A 17484-nucleotide genomic window follows, 5' to 3' on the forward strand; every position below is an offset into this window, starting at 1 on the left:
TCATGATTCAACGGTTTGATCAACTTCATCCTTTTGTATCCTTTTTTTATTATTTTGGGGCCATAGTATTGCTCATGCTTTTACAGCATCCGATAAGTTTAAGTTTCGCCTTTCTTATTATTGTTTCTATTCATATTGCTTATGATAAATGTAAAAGCTTACGACAGTGGGTTCCTTTTATTTTTATTACGGGTCTATTCATTCTTTTATTAAATCCAATATTCAATGAGAGAGGAAGGCATGTAGTAGTTGAAATTTTAGGTCATCGTGTAACATTAGAGGCATTGGTTTATGGTGGGATGACAGGTTTGACGATCATGGGGATTATTGCATTATTTGTATCGTATAACGAAGTGATGACACCAAATAAGCTTCTATTTTTATTCTCAAAAATAATGCCGCAGTTTGCCGTTTTGTTAATGCTAACATTAAGATTTATTCCTTTAATGAAGAGGAGACTTGATGATATTTCTACAATACAACAAAGTAAAGGAATTACAGTAGTTGAAGGTCCATGGAAAAACAAGGTGAAAAACGGGTTAATGTACGTCCAAGTTCTATTAACCTACTCGTTAGAAGAAGCAATTCAAACGGCAGATTCTATGAAAAGTAGAGAATATGGAAAACATAAAAGATCATCATATGAATATTTTCGATTTAGGTCAATGGATGTCTTTGCAATTATTCTTCTTTGTAGTTTTCTTGTTATAAGTATTGTCGGACGTATGAATGGACATGTATATTTAAATGTTTATCCAGTGATGGATTCTATGTATATGACCAGTTTAGATATGACGTTCTTATTATTATTTTGCTTATATTTAGCTTTTCCAATTTTAGTACAGGTAGGAGGGTATATTCGATGGCATTTATTGAATTGAAAAACGTAACATTTACATATCCAAATACCTCTTCCCCAGCTTTGGATAAGCTATCATTAAAAGTAAATAAAGGCCAGTTTGTTATTTTGTTTGGCCCTTCTGGTTGTGGTAAAAGTACGTTGTTACGTCTACTGAAAAATAATATTCAGCCACATGGGAAGCTTTCAGGTGAGATTTATATGAATAATCAGTTGCTGATTGATGAAGATGCTACAGAAAGAGAGATAGGATTTGTTTTTCAAGACCCAGAAAACCAAGTAGTTGCCGATGATGTCCTGCATGAGTTAGTCTTTGGTATGGAGAATATAGGACTAACGGCAAATGAAATGAGAAATAGACTAGCAGAAATGGTTCATTTCATGGGATTTCAAGCATTATTGAATCGAAAAACACACGAGCTTTCTGGAGGACAGAAGCAGCAGGTAAATCTTGCTTCTGTCCTTCTTATGCAACCAAATGTATTGTTACTAGATGAACCAACAGCTCAACTAGATCCTGTAAGTAGTCGAGATTTCTTGTCAATGCTCGTCCGTTTAAATGAGGAATTTGGAATGACAATTATTATGGCTGAACATCGTTTAGAAGAAATCATTCCTATTGCAGATAAAATAGTTATGATGGAAAAAGGAAGCATTGCTATTGAAGGTAGTCCAAGAAAGGCGTTGCATCATATATGGTGTCACGGAGAAAAAGCATACATTCCATCTATCCCTTCTTTTTATATGCGGTCATTAAAGGAGACGGGGCATACACAAATACCACTGACGGTAAAAGAGGGGAGAACCTGGTTACAGGAGCACAAGATTCCAAAGGTAAATAACGAGCTTGCATCTATTAGTGTAGATAGTAAAGAGATAATTAAAGTTAAAAACGTCTATTATCAATATGATAAAAAGGAAGCTGCCATTTTAAGGGACATGAATTTCTCATTAAAAAAAGGGGAACTATACGCCCTTTTAGGTGGTAATGGATCAGGAAAAACTACATTTTTAAAGCTTTTAAGTGGAATTTATAAACCACAACAAGGTTCCATTACTCTTCATAATAAAAAGATGAAATCATGGAAAAGGCAGGATCTTGTACAACGCATAGGATATTTACCACAAAACCCGAAATTATTCTTTCTTCAGGATACGTTAGAAAAGGAAGTGCGGCAAACGATAGAACAATGGAACGTATCGAAGAAAGCGGCAGATGCAATACTCTATTCGTTAGGAATTTACCATTTATGTGAAAAGCATCCTTATGATTTAAGCGGAGGAGAACTCCAAAAAGGAGCATTAGCCTGTTTATTACTACGAAAGCCAGAGGTCCTTCTATTAGACGAACCAACAAAGGGACTGGATCCAGTATCGAAAGAGAAATTAGCTTCTATTTTAATAAACTTGACTAAAGAAGGCATAACAATCTTTATGACCTCTCATGATGTGGAGTTTGTTGCAAAATATGCAACACGATGTGGAATGATGTTTGATGGAACGATTTCATCGGAAGATTTCCCGGGAAAATTCTTTCATGGAAACTTTTTTTATACAACGATGATACAGAGACTTTTTCGCGGACTGTCTAACGAATTAGTGACAGAGGAGGAGGCAGTTCGAGCATGGAATCAAAAGGAATAATAAAAAACCTTATAATCATCCTTCTCATACCGTTGTTCATTTTTTTATCCATACACTGGATTGAGCATTACTTATTGTTAAGTTTTGGGTTTGTTATTCTTGCTATTATTCTTTTTCTGCTACGGTTTGAAAAAAAGGTGATGGAAGCTCGAGAAATCGTTTTATTGGCAGTATTAGCGGCTATTGCAGCTGTAAGTAGAATTCCATTTGCAAGCATTCCTAGTGTTCAACCAACAACCTTTGTCATCATGATGGCTGGTTTTGTTTTTGGAGCAGAGAGTGGTTTTATTATTGGCATCGTATCAGCACTAGCATCTAATATGATCTTAGGTCAAGGTCCGTGGACACCATGGCAAATGATTGCTTGGGGAATTGTTGGTTTTTCCGCAGGTCTCCTTCGAAAGCGTTCGTTTATGGGGAAAACTTGGGGGAAGGTATTATTTGCAATTGTATCTGCCTTTGTATTTGGTTGGATTATGAACTTTTGGGGAGTCTTAGCTTTTACTGGTTCAGAGGGGCCTGTTGAGTTCCAAATTCTGATTGCTTACTTTTTGGGAAGCGCATTATTTGATACTATTCATGCTATTTCAAATGTTTTTTTTCTTTTACTGTTCGGAGGTATTTGGATAAAAATATTGGAACGATTCAAAACGAAGTATGGACTTTTAGAACGATAAAAGTAGAAGATGCTGATTAGAAAAGAGGAGGCACAACATGGCCTCCTTCTACATTCGTTCATTAAAGTAAGTGTTAATCTACAATGTTTTTTGCATAAACTGCTCCACCAAACAAATCCTGTACTTGCTGTGAATAATGAACAATTCCTACTAAACCTACTCCTTCTTCAAAATAGCGTAATTCTTCACGATCTTCGTAGTCTACTAATAATGCAAATACAATTGATTCATCCGTTTGAAGTGCATTTACGTGAGTATTTGTAATTATCCCTTCATTCCAGCTTGTTCCTTCTTCTAAAGGAGCTTGTAATAGGACAAAATTCTTGTTACTATTCGTTACAGCGTAGTCAATGGCGTCATTCATATTCCCGGCAGATAAAAAATCATCAATTTCATAATATTCTGTGTGCTCCTCATTTGCTTCAAAAAGGATAGTTGCTTGTTGATCATTTACTTCGTATAAGCGATAGAACCCCATCGAAGTAGAACCACCTGTTGCCAAATAGTAATCGTTTTGTGCACCAATAACTTCCACGAATTCTCCAAAACCATCAGGGACATTCCCACCAACGTTGTGAACGTACCCCACCTCCATAGGGAGATAGTTCAACACAGAAATACCATCATCAGCTTCATTCCCATCTGTTCCATTTTCGTTTGAAATATCGGCATCATCCTCTAAGGTGCTGTCATTTGAATTTTCATTGTCAACACCTACTTCATTCTCTTCTGTTTCATTGTCATTTGCATCTTCATTTAATCCATTATTATTAGAATCTTCGTCCGTACTGTCATTGTTGTTATTTTCATCATTTAATTCCTCGTCCTGGGTATTTTCGTTATTTGAATTTCCATTTATAGTAATGTCTATTTCACAGCCTGTAATAAAAAGAAGGAGCATCATTAGGAATATCACACTTCTGAGTTTTAGAAATATTAAATTTTTAGTCATTCATCCACCCCATTAGTTAATATTGATGAAAAGCATTTTCAATCTAAATATAGCAAATACAAGATGGAGATTATATTATACCTTCGTATTAATTTTGCCTTTTAACAAACGTTAGGGTAGACCCCAATACAAGTGAAGACTTGCACCATGAAGGATGAAAATTATTTCATAGTGAGTTCCTCCGTTACAGGTGACAGCTTTCACCACAGGCATAAGTGCGACATCTGTTCATCCTTCACAGTGTCTTCTTTACCGTGGGGCACGGCCTCAACTTCCTATCACTTACTCGGTAAATGCTATGGGATTTTCGGCTCGTGCTGATTCCACTGGAGTCGCCGCCTTCCACTCCTGAATCGTTCTTATTTTCAGGGTAGACCACTATCCAAGTCGAACTTGTACCATGGAGGATGAAAATAATCATCAAGGAGGTTCCTCCGTTACTGCTGAACGCTTTCCACGGGCAATGCTTCAGCCTCCACACCGCAGTCACGAAGAAACATATCTTGCTCTACTTCATAGTGCTGAGGAGGCTTGGCAGGTCGTCCACGGTAAAGAATATAAACTACCTTCTTTTCTGTTATAATGATTAAAGATTTTTATTCTTATATACTCAACTTTTTTAACCCAGTATTAGGTAGAATGCACGGAGGATAACTAAATGAATAAAGAAGCTTTTACTTTAAAAGAAGTTTTATTTATATTTTCAATTACAATAATGTTTTTAATGATGGGGATTTCTTATGATATTCCTCTTTTTATTGCTATGCTTCCAGGGGTAATTGCCTTGTGGATTATAGGGATGAAACATCAATATACCTTTCGGGAGTTAGTGAGCTTTTCTTGGAAGGGAATGGTTCGTAATCGTCATGTTGCATGGCTGCTCTTCTTTATTGGAGTCATTTTACCTACGTGGTATTATTCTGGAACGATTCATGACATAAATTCCCTCTTTTTGACTTTTATATCACCTACTTATTTTTTCACAATAGCTTTTTTAGTTACTGCATTGATGTCAATGATTGTGGGCTCCACCATTGCAAGCTTAAGTATTGTTGGAGTACCAATGATGACAGCAGCGGAACAATTAGGACTACCGTCAGGGGTAGTTGCAGGAGCACTAGTATCAGGAGGGTTTGTGGGTGATAGAACATCACCAATTTCAAGTTCCTTTCAGCTTCTTCGTATGTCAGTAGAGATAGATAACCGTTTACATCTACGGGCAATCATTCCCACAATGCTGTGGGGAGTGGGAATAACTGCTATGTTATTTTTAGCCTTTGATATATTCGTTCCTAAGGGAGATATATCATTAAATAATGTAATATCTTTGGAAGACTTAAATTTATTTCAAATAACGGTCTCTCTGTTACCGCCTTTATCACTATTAATAATGATCTTACTTAAACAAGAAATGAAGCTCTCTTTTTCTGTTGCTATTGGAATGGCAATTGTCATACTGCTCTTAAGAGGAGTTGATGCCGTAGAGTGGCTTCAAGGGCTTTTTACTGGTGTTGGGTCATTAAGTGGTGTACTGGATATGCTTCCTTTTGTTTTATTTATCCTAATCGTAGGTGCCTATTGCCAAATCATGGAGAATACGAACATCGTACAGCCCTTTGTTGAGAAATTTTTCTCAAATAAAACATCCTTAAAGAAAAACACAGCTCAGACCATTGGAATTGCTGCAGGAGTTTCTCTTATTTCACCTAATCAATCCTTTCCTATTATTTTAACAGGTAGGACATTACTTCCACATTGGAAAGCTTACTTCTCAAAGGAGGATCTTGCACGAATACTTGCAGATTCTACTGTCGTTTTTGCAGGTCTAGTACCGTGGAGTTTGTTAGCAATTCTTTGTAGCACCATCATTGGAGTTCCTGTTTTAAATTATGCACCTTTTGCACTATTTTTGATTGTGCAGCCTTTTATTACTTGGTTATATTCTACGAGAGTAAAGAGGGATTATCTATTAGATAAAGCGGTATAAGTTATATATTACCAAGAAAGTAGTAATTTATTTCATGGTAAAGTAGTAAGAAACAAGTGTTTTCGTAATAAAGGAGAAGGTAAACTTGAAAAAGAGAAAAATTACTATTATATATTTAGTTTTTGGCCTTCTTTGGGTTATTTTAACTGATTTTTTTGTAGGAAGGTACGCATCATTAGAATCTATTATGATGTTTCAAAAAATAAAAGGGTTAATTTATGTAGGAATTACAGCATTTTTCATCTATTTTGTATTGGGTAAGATAGAAGAGTTAAACAATACAAAGGAACAAGAAAAGAAGTTAACGACGATAATAAATTCTATGGTAGATTTTATAAGTATTAAGGATAAGGATGGTAAATTAGTTGAAATGAATGAATACGGTTTGGAGCTTTTACAATTAGATAATATAGAGTATCGGGGAAAAAAAGCTTCAGAGATAGTAGAAATTCCTTCTCATTATAGAAAAGCAATGATTTGTTGTGAAAAAGTAGATGAGCATGTATGGCGACTAGGTAAAAAGTATAGTTTTGAAGAGGAAATTTTATTTCCTAATGGTTCCAAAAAACACTTTAATATAGTAAAGTTACCCCTCTATCACGAGGACGGTAGGAGAAAAGAGTTAGTTATTATTGGTAGGGATGTAACGAAGATGAAATTAGTAGAAGATCAGTTAAGTAAAAGAGAGAAGCTATCAGTTGTTGGTGAGTTAGCTGCTAGTGTAGGGCATGAAATTAGAAACCCTCTAACGTCAATTAAAGGGTTCATACAGTTATTGGAAAAGGAAGACGAAAAAAATAAATTTTATTATAATATAATGTTAACTGAATTAGATCGAATAAACCATATCGTGGGAGAGCTTCTTATTCTAGCAAAACCTCAAAAAGTGGAGTTTACAAGCTGCGACGTAAGTACAATTTTGAACGATGTTGTTTGTTTATTACAGACGCAAGCTAGCATGAATAATGTAACAATTTCATATTACGTAGATGGAGAAATTTTAATTGATTGTGAAAAAAATCAATTAAAGCAACTATTTATTAATATAGTAAAAAATGCCATTGAAGCTTCTAATGAAAAAGGAATCATATCCGTAAAAATCATTCGTAATAAGTTAGAAAAAGTATGTATTGTTGTTGAAGATCAAGGAATAGGAATTCCAGATGAATTTTTGAAACGGATAGGGGAACCATTTTACTCATCAAAAGAAAAGGGAACTGGTTTAGGGTTGACAGTTAGTCATAAAATTATTGAAATGCATGGTGGAAAAATAAGCTATGAACGAATAGAGCCTAAAGGAACAAGGGTTTCGATAGAGTTACCTATAAAAAATGAATTACATGCATAAGAATAAAGATTAATAGCATCTGAGAATATTAGCAGGATGTCTCCGTGGATAATAAGATTAGTAGACTTCTTCAACTGGAAGAAGTCTTTCTGGCTTTATTATTCAACATTTGGAGTCATCTTTTTTTATATGTTATTAAAAAAGATGAAAGTCTATATTGGAGAAAAGGGTGTTTGTTATGTAGCATTGGCTAAATCAGCTCTTATTCTACTTGTTATAGTCTAATTAAAAATTTTGATTAAAAAAATAGAGCAGTGTTCAAGCTGTTCTATTTTTTTTCATTTTATGGACGAATTTTCTTTATTTTAATGTATATAAAAATAATTTAAATGAAAAATAACAATGAAATTTATATAGAAAGAGGAGATGACCAATTGAATAAGAGAATAATGAAATCAATTGTTGTAGTGGCTATGTTAATACCATTTCTTGTCCTTGGAATGTTACATGTACAAGCCCATGATCATCCTGCAGGGGATATGAAGCAGCTTTGGTGGTGGGGAAAAGAGAAAGATAAATCGGAGGATGACCTTCCTGACCTAAGAGGAGGCTCTGAAGATTCTACTCGCGAAAAAACCCCAGTTTCTTTAATTGAATTACAGCAAAAATATCCAGAAACACTTGCATTACAGGGACCAACTAATGAAAAGAAGATTGCACTTACTTTCGATGATGGTCCTGATCCGAGGTTTACACCTCAAATATTAGATACCTTAAGTAAATATAATGTGCCAGCAACTTTCTTCCTAATGGGAGCTAGAGCTGAGGCATACCCTGAAATTGCGAAGCGTATTGGCGATGAAGGTCACATTGTAGGGAACCATACGTATTGGCACCCAAACCTTGTGGCAGAAGGGGAAATTGAAACATTAGCGAGGGAAGTGACGAATGCAGAGGACAAGCTAGCTGAAATTCTAGGATTTCGTACCTCGTTATTTCGACCACCATATGGTTTTTTATATGATGAATTACTAGAAAAGCTCCGTGAAATGAATTATTCTGTTATTGGATGGTCGGTTGATTCTTTAGATTGGCAAGCGTTACCTCCAGAAGAAACAGCTGAAAATGTGATTCAAAACATTCATCCTGGAGCAATTGTATTAATGCACGATGGAACCGATATTGAAGCGGATTTAACAGGCACAATTGAATCACTAGATATCATTATTCCTAACCTTCAAGAACAAGGCTATGAATTTGTAACCGTTCCACAATTATTAAATATTCCTTATGAACAATAGAAAATGAACGTGGATAAAATATTCGTTTTAGTAAAAAATAATCCTATAAATCATTTATGACCCCGTCGCGTTTACTGTACGGGGTTTCTTGATCAACAAAAGATTATCCATGGAGGTAAAACAAAATGAAAAAAATATGCTACGTATTAATACTTACATTAATTTTAGCTATTTTTACAGGCTGTGGAGAAGCTGATATTGAACGAGTAGAAGAAGATCGAGAAAAAGAGCAAGAAGAACAGGAACAAGCTGCAGAAGAGTTGGAAGAAGAACTTGATGATGTTGACGAAGAAGTAATGGATGAGGAGGAAGTTGAGGATGAGGTTGATTTAGCAGTAGGGGATAGCGTTAGATTTAATGACATTATTATTACATTAAATGACGTAACGTTTAGTGAAGGAAGTGATTGGGAAACACCAAATGAAGCAGCTTATTTGATTGCAGATTTCTCTGTAGAAAATGATTCTGATGAAAGCTACAATGTTTCTTCTATGCTTAATTTTTCTGTCTACGATGATGAACACTTTAAACATTCCATTACTATTTTTACCGACACGAAAGGAAGTATGGATGGAGAGGTTGCGCCAGGAAGAACAATGCGTGGAGAAATAGCATTTGATGTCCCAGACAGTTCATACTATGAAGTGGTCTTTGAAGAACCATTTACAAACGGGCAAGCAATTTGGTATGTAGGTTCTTAAAACAATTGTATTAATCCCACTTATTTAAATACCCAGAAGGCATACTTCCTTTTGGGTATTTCTATACACTTATATCAAATTTATTTGCAGATTCTTTATATTGAGTTACAAATACCTGTGTAAATTTGGTATAGTTAGTAAAGTTTGAAGTGAATTCATAAAATAAAAAGAGGTATTATTACTATGGTAAAAGTATCATTTGATCGTTTTAATTTACATGAAGAAATAATAAATGCTTTACAGACTTTAAAATACGAACATCCTACAGATGTACAGGAAAAAGTTATACCATTAGCTTTGCAAAAAAAAGATCTAGTCGTACAGTCTCAAACTGGTACTGGTAAGACAGCCTCCTTTGCTATTCCGATTTGTGAAATGGTAAATTGGGAGGAAAACAAACCTCAAGCGTTAATTTTAACTCCAACTCGAGAGCTAGCTGTTCAAGTTGCGGAGGAAATAACGAACATTGGACGATATAAACGAATAAAAGGAACTGCAATTTTTGGAAAGCAATCCTTTGAGAGACAAAAACTACAGCTAAAGCAAAAAACACATGTGGTCGTTGGGACACCAGGTCGAGTACTTGATCATATTCAAAAAGGAACACTTCCTTTAGAAAAGCTAAAATATTTCATAATTGATGAAGGGGACGAAATGCTCAATATGGGATTCATTGACCAAGTAGAATCTATTATCCAAGCATTGCCTGAGGAACGTATGACGATGATGTTTTCAGCCACGCTACCTTATGATGTTGAAGCACTAAGTAAAAATTATATGAAAAAACCAGTTCGAATAGAAATTAGTGGGGATGAAATTACGACGTTTAACATAGATCATTCACAAATAATATTGAATGAAAAAGAAAAAATTGCTGCTTTGAAAAATGTAACAAAGGTTGAAAATCCTAATAGCTGTATTATTTTTTGTGGTACGCAAGAAAGAGTAGATTTGGTATTTACTAATTTGAATCGAAGTAACTATCCTTGTTCTAAGATTCATGGAGGAATGATGCAAAAGGAACGATTTTCTGTTATGAATGACTTTAAGCAAGGGAAAATTAGGTATTTAGTGGCAACAGATGTTGCTGCACGAGGGATTCATATTGAGGAAGTTTCACTAGTCATTAACTACGACCTTCCAATGGAAAAAGAACGTTACGTTCACCGGACTGGTAGGACAGGTCGTGCTGGAAAAACTGGAAAAGCAATATCTTTCGTTACTGAAAGGGAGAAAGATATTATTGCTTCAATTGAAGAATACATTGGTTTTTCAATTTCAGTTAATTTTGTTCCAACAGAGGTAGAGGTTAATAGTAAACAAGGAGCATTTTACGATAAAATAAAGGAAAAACCTTCATTAAAAAAAGAGAAGGGAACTGCTCTTAACACAAATATAATGAAGCTTTATTTCAACGGAGGTAAGAAAAAGAAGCTTCGGGCAATAGATTTTGTTGGTACAATTACTAATATTGATGGTGTAACTGCAGATGATATTGGAATTATAACAATTGAAGAGAATACTTCCTATGTTGATATATTGAATGGGAAAGGCCCCATTGTATTAGAAGAAATGAAAAGTAAAACAGTTAAGGGAAAGCAGTTGAAGGTTCATAAGGCTAGGACGAAATGAGTATCCGAAAATGTATTTAAGAAAAAACTTTAGAGAATAATCCTCTCTAAAGTTTTTTCCTTTAAACAGGTAAAATGATCGTTTAAATAGAAAATATAATGTAGGATTTAAAAGTTAATCGAAAAATTGTAAAGCTATAGATTAACTAAACAATTTATAAATAAATCATGTTGGAGGGAGTTAGTTTATGGCAATTGTAACGGTAGATTTTGATGGGACACTTTATCAAGGGAATTCTTTTAAAGTTATGTTTCTTGCAGCAAAAAAAGAGTTTACTATAAAGGAATGGACAATCGTATTTGTTGGCCTTATAAAAGCTGGGATCACAAGAATAGTCAAAGGGAAAAATGCATTCAGGCTACAATTTTTTAAATCCTTTGCTAAATCGTTTAAAGGTAAAACAGAGGAAGAACTAGAATCCTTCTTTAAGGCAATAGTGGATAATGGAAGAGATGAGATTCATCATGGTCTTGTTCAGAAAATCAATGGGCATAAAAGACAAGGGCATACTGTAATCTTATTATCTGGAGCACTTGAACCATTTTTAAAAGCATTTATTAAGGAAGTAAATCTAGATGTGCATATCATTAGTACAGAACTATTTGTTGATGGAAATGGTGTGTGCACAGGTGAAGTGGGAACGATCATTAATGGTGAGGAAAAAGTAAAAAGAGTTCAACAATGGATACAATCCCAAAGTGATGGTGAAAGAAAATTAGAAATATGGGCATATGCTGATAGTGAAAGTGATATCCCACTCCTGCAATTTGTGGAACATCCAGTAGTTGTGAACCCAAATGAAGATATGAAAATTATTGCTGAAGAAAATAAATGGCCAATATTTGCAGGATAAAAAAATAAAGTATAGGTGATGTTCCCATGTATGAGCTTAAAACAAAAGAAAATGATGGAAGTGTTATCTCGTTTATTGAGAAAGTAGAAAATCCCAAAAAAAGAGAGGATGCCTATAGACTATTAGACATTTTTTCAGAAACGACAGGCTATGAAGCAAAAATGTGGGGACCGAGTATTATCGGATTTGGTTCTTACCATTACAAATATGCTTCCGGACACAAAGGGGAAGCTCCTCTTGTAGGCTTTTCTCCACGTAAAGGAAAAATTAGCCTATATTTTGCTACTGGAGATACAATGCGTGAAGAACTATTAAAAGATTTTGGAAAACATACGTCTGGTAAAGCATGTGTGTATATTAATAAAGTAGCTGATATAAATGAAGAAATTTTAAAGGCATTAATTAAACAATCTGTTCAGTTTTTAAATGAATTGTATCCTAAACCCTAAATGTTGTTAAATTTGTCTCCTCCTTTTTTATTTAAATCATGTACTTATTTAGTATAAAGGTTTAATAAAAGGAAGGAGCTTAATGTATGATTAAAATTATTCAAGATGCGGGTCATGGTGGAGTCGACCCTGGAGCACAAGCTTTTGGAGTTCAAGAAAAGGTCTGGTGTTTAGAAGCTTCTACTTATTTAAACAATCGTTTAAATAGCTTAGGATTATATTCTACAGAAACGCGATCAAAGGATATTACTTTAGATTCTATTTCTCGTACAAACCTTGTAAAGGAAAGTGGTGCAACAATTTGTCTTTCCCATCACTTTAATGCATTTAATGGTTTTGCAAGAGGGGTGGAGACCATTTATCCTTTACGTAGTACGAATGTTTTAGCCACAAAAATAGCTCACGGAATTAGAGATACCAGTGGATTTCCCTTAAGACGTGTTTTTCAACGAAAAGGAGCAAATGGAGATTGGTATTTTATGCATCGTTTAACAGCTCCAGTAGAAACGATCATTATAGAATATGGATTTTTAGATAATAAAACTGATTTTCAAAAATTAGAACGGAAAGAGTTTCGAAAAAGTTTATACGAAGCCGTTGTGAAAGTAATTTGTACTCATTTTCAAGTGAGATACAGGTATGGAACATATGATAATGGTTATGATGAAATGAATATTATTAAGTTGAAAGAAGGACTTTCTACAAAAAGAAAAACAGTAGAAAAATATGAAATTAGTGAAGATATTCCTGGTTATATGACAGCATCTGATGCGAAGTATCAAAGAAACCATGCTACCATTGTGAAAACTGGAGTATATTATATTTTTCACAAATCAGAAGGGATGATAAATGTAACGGCAACAAAAGGTGTCCCAGGTAGTTGGATTCAGCCTCCAAACAACGAAACAACTAGAAAAACTACTTCAAAGACGAAAATTCGAATAATTGGAAATGTTCAAATAGTTGGTGTTAATCATGCTGCCATTCTCATGGATCGACCAGATCGATTGAAGGCCAAAAATATGGGGACGATTGCAAAAGATAAGATTATTCCAATAGCAGGATCTGTAAAAGGAAAGAACAACCCATACGGTTATTGGGAAGTGATATATGAAGGGAAACGTTTATATATTTCTGGACAGTTTGGTAGGAGAGTATAGAAAAAGGATTCTATTATTTCTAGAGTCGTTAAAGTGCATATAAGCAAAAATAAAAATGAGGCACATCCCTTTATAAGTCATTTTAAATGAACTTTTGGGACTGCCTCTTTTTTATAATATAGGAAAGTATAAAATTTTAACTCTACGTAAGGTGTCTAGGAGACAGGACGTCGATATTACGCCGTTGCCTACAGGACGTAGGCTGTACTTAGGCGGAATTGGGGCACCTTGCGCTTTTCTTGTTTATCCGCCCATTTTTCTACGCGTATTCATTGTTTTTTTTGACTGTTGGCTCTTCATTTGTTTTGTTTGCATGTTGTTTAGATTTCCTTTGCCGTTTGAAGCAGATTTATTTTTCTTGTTTTCAAGTTGCTGTTTTATGGCTTCCTGCAAACTAATTTTTTTCTTTGGTGTTTCAGACATAAGCTAATTCCTCCTGAAAGAGTATAGTACATATATTATAATCTATTATTGTCCAGTATTGCTAATTTATTATTCATGAAAAACGAAATTTTTTCTCTGCTTTAATATTTACAATCACATTTTACACTTAAGACCAGAACTGTATAATCTAAAACCCTACATTAATATGATATATTATAGGGATAGAATGAAAAAACACAGGGAAGTTTTCATATATAAAATGTGGTCAAAACCTTTCATGTTTTTATAAAGGAGAAATGGATCGTGTCACAGACAAGAATATTAATTATTGAAGATGAAGAAAAGATTAGTCGAGTCATCCAACTTGAATTAGAATATGAAGGCTACTCAGTAGTAAGGGTACACGATGGTGCAAGTGGGTTATCTTACGGACTTGAAAAAGAATGGGACCTTATTTTACTAGATATTATGATCCCAAAGTTAAATGGAATGGAAGTTTTGCGTCGTATCCGATCCAAAGACTCATTAACACCTATTATATTATTGTCTGCAAGAGATTCGATTGTAGATAAAGTGAGTGGTCTTGATCAAGGTGCCAATGACTATATAACGAAGCCCTTTCAGATTGAAGAATTGTTAGCTCGGATCCGCACGTGTCTACGAACGAATCAAGTAAGAAATTCTAACGTAACTTCAACTATTTTGCAGGTAGGGGATTTAGTTGTTAATGAGGATTTAAGAAAGGTAAACCGAGATTCGAAAGAAATAGAATTAACGAAGCGTGAATATGACTTATTACTTTATTTGCTTAAAAACAAGAACCAAGTTCTTGAACGAGAGCAACTTTTAGAAGCTGTTTGGGGTTTCCATTTTGAAGGTGAGACGAACGTAGTGGATGTGTATATTCGTTATTTGCGTAAAAAAATTGATGATAGTTTTTCTTCACCTTTAATTCATACCGTACGTGGTGTAGGGTATTGCTTAAAGGAGCCTTCTTCATGAAAATAAGAACAAAGATTCAGCTCTTTTCTATGATTTGGTTGTTAGCAATTATATTAATTATTAATACGGCAATTTACGTATCTTTTTCTAGCCTCTTAATGAATAAAGAGAAAGAGCAGGTAGAAGGGCAAACGGAAAACATTGCTCTCTTTATTAGTTCGACAACTGAATCGGATACTGCAACTGCAAGAATGCTAAGACCGTATCTTCCTACTAATGGAATTATTCGGATTATTAATGAAGAAATGGAAGCCATTACAATGGTTACGCAAAGACCTGAATTATTAGATAGTCCAATTAACTATTTTACTGGTCAATCATCAACAATATTAGAATTGGAAAATGGTGAAAAAATGGCTGCATCCTATTTTCCATTTATTTCGTATGATGGCTCAATTTTGACGCTAGAGGTAATGCATAGCCTACAACCTATTCAAAGCACCTTAAACTTACTTAGGTTAGTTTTGCTAATAGCATCTATATTAATTTTGCTTCCAGCGTTATTTGGTGGAGCAATGTTAAGTCGACTAATATTACGTCCGATTAAAGCAATGGCTGAAACAATGCAGGATATTCAACAAAAAGGAACATTGAAAAAAATAGATCTTAAAGAAAAATCGAAAGATGAATTATATGAAGTTGCAGGAACGTTTAACAATATGGTTGATCTTATTAAAGAAAATATAGAGAAAAAGCAGCAATTTGTTCACGATGCATCACACGAACTAAAAACGCCTCTTACTGTAATTGAAAGTAATGCAAGTATGTTAAAAAGATGGGGAGCAAAAAATCCTGAAGTATTGGAAGAGTCCATTGATGCGATTTATTCTGAATCAAAAAGAATGAAAGAGTTAACGGAGCAAATGCTAAAGTTAGCAGAGGAATCAAATACTTTCAACTTAGAGTTCCAAGAGGTTAATCTTAGTGAATTTATAAAGCACATTTCTTCCCTAATGACTAAAACGTATGGGAGAAAAATTGAAACTATTTTACCTAGCTATGACATTGTGATTTTAGGAGATGAGAAAAAACTACAACAAGTATTGGTGATATTGATAGATAATGCTTTTAAATACAGTAAAGATAATATAACTATTCATGCAGGAAAAGAAGGTGACAATGCTTATTTTTCTGTAAAAGATAAAGGAATTGGAATACCTAAAGAGGATTTTCAAAAAATATTTGATCGATTTTATCGTGTTGATCGAGTTAGAAGTAGGAAGACAGGGGGAACAGGCTTAGGGCTTGCAATTGCAAAGGGGATTGTAGAAGCACATCATGGGAAAATAAACCTTGATAGTAAAGAGGGAATAGGAACTACATTTACAGTAAAACTCCCCTTAATTTATTAATTGTCTTTTCTCATTAAATTTTAATCTTCTTCTCAGTTTCTTTTAATGGTGATGTTCTACACTGAAGTAGAACAAAAAAAGAGAGGAGTTTTACAAATATGAAAAAAAATAAAACATGGATTTCTGTAATTGTAGGTTCAATTATTATTGCAGTTTTCGGATTTGGTTTTTCTCAAATTTTAGCAGACCCAGAGAATGATCCATTATCCACACACGAGGTAACGGATATAATCAATGACCATTATCCAGGAGAATTGGAGTATATTGAATTGGAATATGACCAGGGTCACATGATTTATGTCGTTAAGATTATTAATGAACAAGGTCCATATGAAATTAAAGTTGATGCACTCACAGGTAGTATATTAGATGTAACATCTTTACAGGGGCCTTCAGAAAAAGAAGGTCAAGGAAATACGATTAATGAAAATGTAAGTACGGACACCTCTACCACACCAAATTCTACAGAAGAAGATGATGTCGGAGAGAAAAAAGAATCAACCACAGGAATAAAAACCGACCAACTACCCAATAAAAATAATGAGTTGAATACGAAAATAGGAATTGAAGGAGCAAAAAGAATTGCAACAGAAAAAGTAGATGGTATTGTGAAGGAAATTGAATTAGAAAGTGATGATGGAATTGTTTACTATGAGATAGAAATGATGACTCCTCAAGGGGAGGCGGAACTTGAAATTAATGCATTCACAGGTGAAATCATCTCCTTTTCAATGGATAAAAAGAAAAGCACTGGTTTTCAATTTGATGGAAATACTTCATCTGTGATTGGTATCGTAGAAGCAAAAAGGATTGCTAATGAAAGAGTCACTGGAACAATTAAAGAAATAGAATTAGATCACGACGATGGTCGACTTTATTATGAAATAGAAATGAAAACATCAAGAGGAGAAGTAGAAATTGAAATTGATGCCCGAACTGGCGAAATTATTTCCATTGAGTTTGATGATTAGACGTAATACTAAATAAAATCTTCTGTGAAAAAAGGAAGGATTTAGACTGTTATTATAAAAGTGTGACTAGTTACCTTATTATTAGGTAACTAGTTTTTTTCCGCTGGAGTCGTCACCCTTCACTACTGAACCGTTGTATTTTCAGGGTAGACCACTGATGCAAGTGGAATTTGCACCATGGGGGATGAAAGTAAGCATTTTTGTCTATACTTCGTTGAACTTTTATACCGCGTATTTTCAGGTAGAAATATTTTTATTTTTATGCAACTTTT

Annotated in this window: 17 protein-coding genes; 15 read left to right on the forward strand and 2 right to left on the reverse strand. The window is 34.3% G+C overall.

Annotated features, from left to right (window positions below; all coding sequences use genetic code 11):
- Positions 1-2: 2 nt before the first annotated feature.
- Genes QA612_RS20440 through QA612_RS20450 form a run of 3 tightly spaced genes read left to right on the forward strand, consistent with a single transcriptional unit; the run spans position 3 to position 3180 of the window.
- Positions 3-881 (forward strand): energy-coupling factor transporter transmembrane component T, encoded by an 879-nt coding sequence (locus QA612_RS20440; protein WP_278285686.1) that lies wholly within the window; start codon positions 3-5, stop codon positions 879-881.
- Positions 863-2503: an ABC transporter ATP-binding protein gene (locus tag QA612_RS20445; RefSeq protein ID WP_278285687.1), complete on the forward strand. Its 1641-nt coding sequence runs from the start codon at positions 863-865 to the stop codon at positions 2501-2503. Before QA612_RS20440 ends, QA612_RS20445 begins: the two co-directional genes overlap by 19 nt.
- Positions 2504-2562: 59 nt before the next feature.
- On the forward strand, positions 2563-3180 hold the full coding sequence (locus tag QA612_RS20450; RefSeq protein ID WP_481804461.1) for an ECF transporter S component: 618 nt from the start codon (positions 2563-2565) through the stop codon (positions 3178-3180).
- Positions 3181-3253: 73 nt separating this feature from the next.
- Here the strand turns inward: QA612_RS20450 and QA612_RS20455 are convergent, their stop codons facing one another.
- Positions 3254-4132 carry a hypothetical protein gene (locus QA612_RS20455; RefSeq protein WP_278285689.1) on the reverse strand — a complete coding sequence of 293 codons (879 nt, stop codon included), beginning with the start codon at positions 4130-4132 and terminating at the stop codon, positions 3254-3256.
- Positions 4133-4532: 400 nt separating this feature from the next.
- Here QA612_RS20455 and QA612_RS20460 point away from each other — a divergent pair, with 400 nt between their 5' ends.
- From QA612_RS20460 to QA612_RS20500, 9 genes are all read left to right on the forward strand, one after another.
- Entirely contained in the window at positions 4533-4715 is a 183-nt protein-coding gene (locus QA612_RS20460) for a hypothetical protein (protein WP_278285690.1), read from the forward strand.
- Positions 4716-4790: 75 nt separating this feature from the next.
- Positions 4791-6119, forward strand: coding sequence for a Na+/H+ antiporter NhaC family protein (locus QA612_RS20465; RefSeq protein WP_278285691.1), 1329 nt, complete (start codon positions 4791-4793; stop codon positions 6117-6119).
- An 85-nt stretch (positions 6120-6204) separates the two neighbouring features.
- Positions 6205-7467 carry an ATP-binding protein gene (locus QA612_RS20470; RefSeq protein WP_278285692.1) on the forward strand — a complete coding sequence of 421 codons (1263 nt, stop codon included), beginning with the start codon at positions 6205-6207 and terminating at the stop codon, positions 7465-7467.
- A gap of 374 nt (positions 7468-7841) precedes the next feature.
- On the forward strand, positions 7842-8708 hold the full coding sequence (locus QA612_RS20475; RefSeq protein WP_278285693.1) for a polysaccharide deacetylase family protein: 867 nt from the start codon (positions 7842-7844) through the stop codon (positions 8706-8708).
- Between the two features lie 125 nt (positions 8709-8833).
- On the forward strand, positions 8834-9409 hold the full coding sequence (locus QA612_RS20480) for a DUF4352 domain-containing protein (RefSeq protein WP_278285694.1): 576 nt from the start codon (positions 8834-8836) through the stop codon (positions 9407-9409).
- 183 nt (positions 9410-9592) lie between these two features.
- Complete coding sequence (locus QA612_RS20485) at positions 9593-11041, forward strand: DEAD/DEAH box helicase (RefSeq protein ID WP_278285695.1); 1449 nt, start codon at positions 9593-9595, stop codon at positions 11039-11041.
- Between the two features lie 187 nt (positions 11042-11228).
- Positions 11229-11894 (forward strand): HAD family hydrolase, encoded by a 666-nt coding sequence (locus QA612_RS20490; protein WP_278285696.1) that lies wholly within the window; start codon positions 11229-11231, stop codon positions 11892-11894.
- 26 nt (positions 11895-11920) lie between these two features.
- A complete protein-coding gene (locus QA612_RS20495; protein WP_278285697.1) occupies positions 11921-12343 on the forward strand; it encodes a DUF1801 domain-containing protein in 423 nt (140 codons plus the stop codon).
- Positions 12344-12429: 86 nt separating this feature from the next.
- The gene (locus tag QA612_RS20500) at positions 12430-13503 is read left to right on the forward strand and encodes an N-acetylmuramoyl-L-alanine amidase family protein (RefSeq protein WP_278285698.1); all 1074 of its coding nucleotides are present in this window, start codon (positions 12430-12432) and stop codon (positions 13501-13503) included.
- 243 nt (positions 13504-13746) lie between these two features.
- Here the strand turns inward: QA612_RS20500 and QA612_RS20505 are convergent, their stop codons facing one another.
- Positions 13747-13926 (reverse strand): hypothetical protein, encoded by a 180-nt coding sequence (locus tag QA612_RS20505; protein WP_278285699.1) that lies wholly within the window; start codon positions 13924-13926, stop codon positions 13747-13749.
- Positions 13927-14190: 264 nt separating this feature from the next.
- Between QA612_RS20505 and QA612_RS20510 the strand changes: the two genes are divergently transcribed.
- The 3 genes from QA612_RS20510 (at position 14191) to QA612_RS20520 (ending at position 17212) form a co-directional block, all read left to right on the forward strand.
- Positions 14191-14889 carry a response regulator transcription factor gene (locus QA612_RS20510; RefSeq protein ID WP_278285700.1) on the forward strand — a complete coding sequence of 233 codons (699 nt, stop codon included), beginning with the start codon at positions 14191-14193 and terminating at the stop codon, positions 14887-14889.
- The gene (locus QA612_RS20515; protein WP_278285701.1) at positions 14886-16241 is read left to right on the forward strand and encodes a HAMP domain-containing sensor histidine kinase; all 1356 of its coding nucleotides are present in this window, start codon (positions 14886-14888) and stop codon (positions 16239-16241) included. The genes QA612_RS20510 and QA612_RS20515 overlap by 4 nt, the downstream gene beginning before the upstream one ends.
- Before the next feature lie 98 nt (positions 16242-16339).
- Entirely contained in the window at positions 16340-17212 is an 873-nt protein-coding gene (locus QA612_RS20520) for a PepSY domain-containing protein (protein ID WP_278285702.1), read from the forward strand.
- Positions 17213-17484: the final 272 nt, after the last annotated feature.

Origin of the sequence: Evansella sp. AB-P1 (assembly GCF_029688925.1) — a bacterium.
Taxonomy (GTDB): domain Bacteria; phylum Bacillota; class Bacilli; order Bacillales; family Salisediminibacteriaceae; genus Evansella.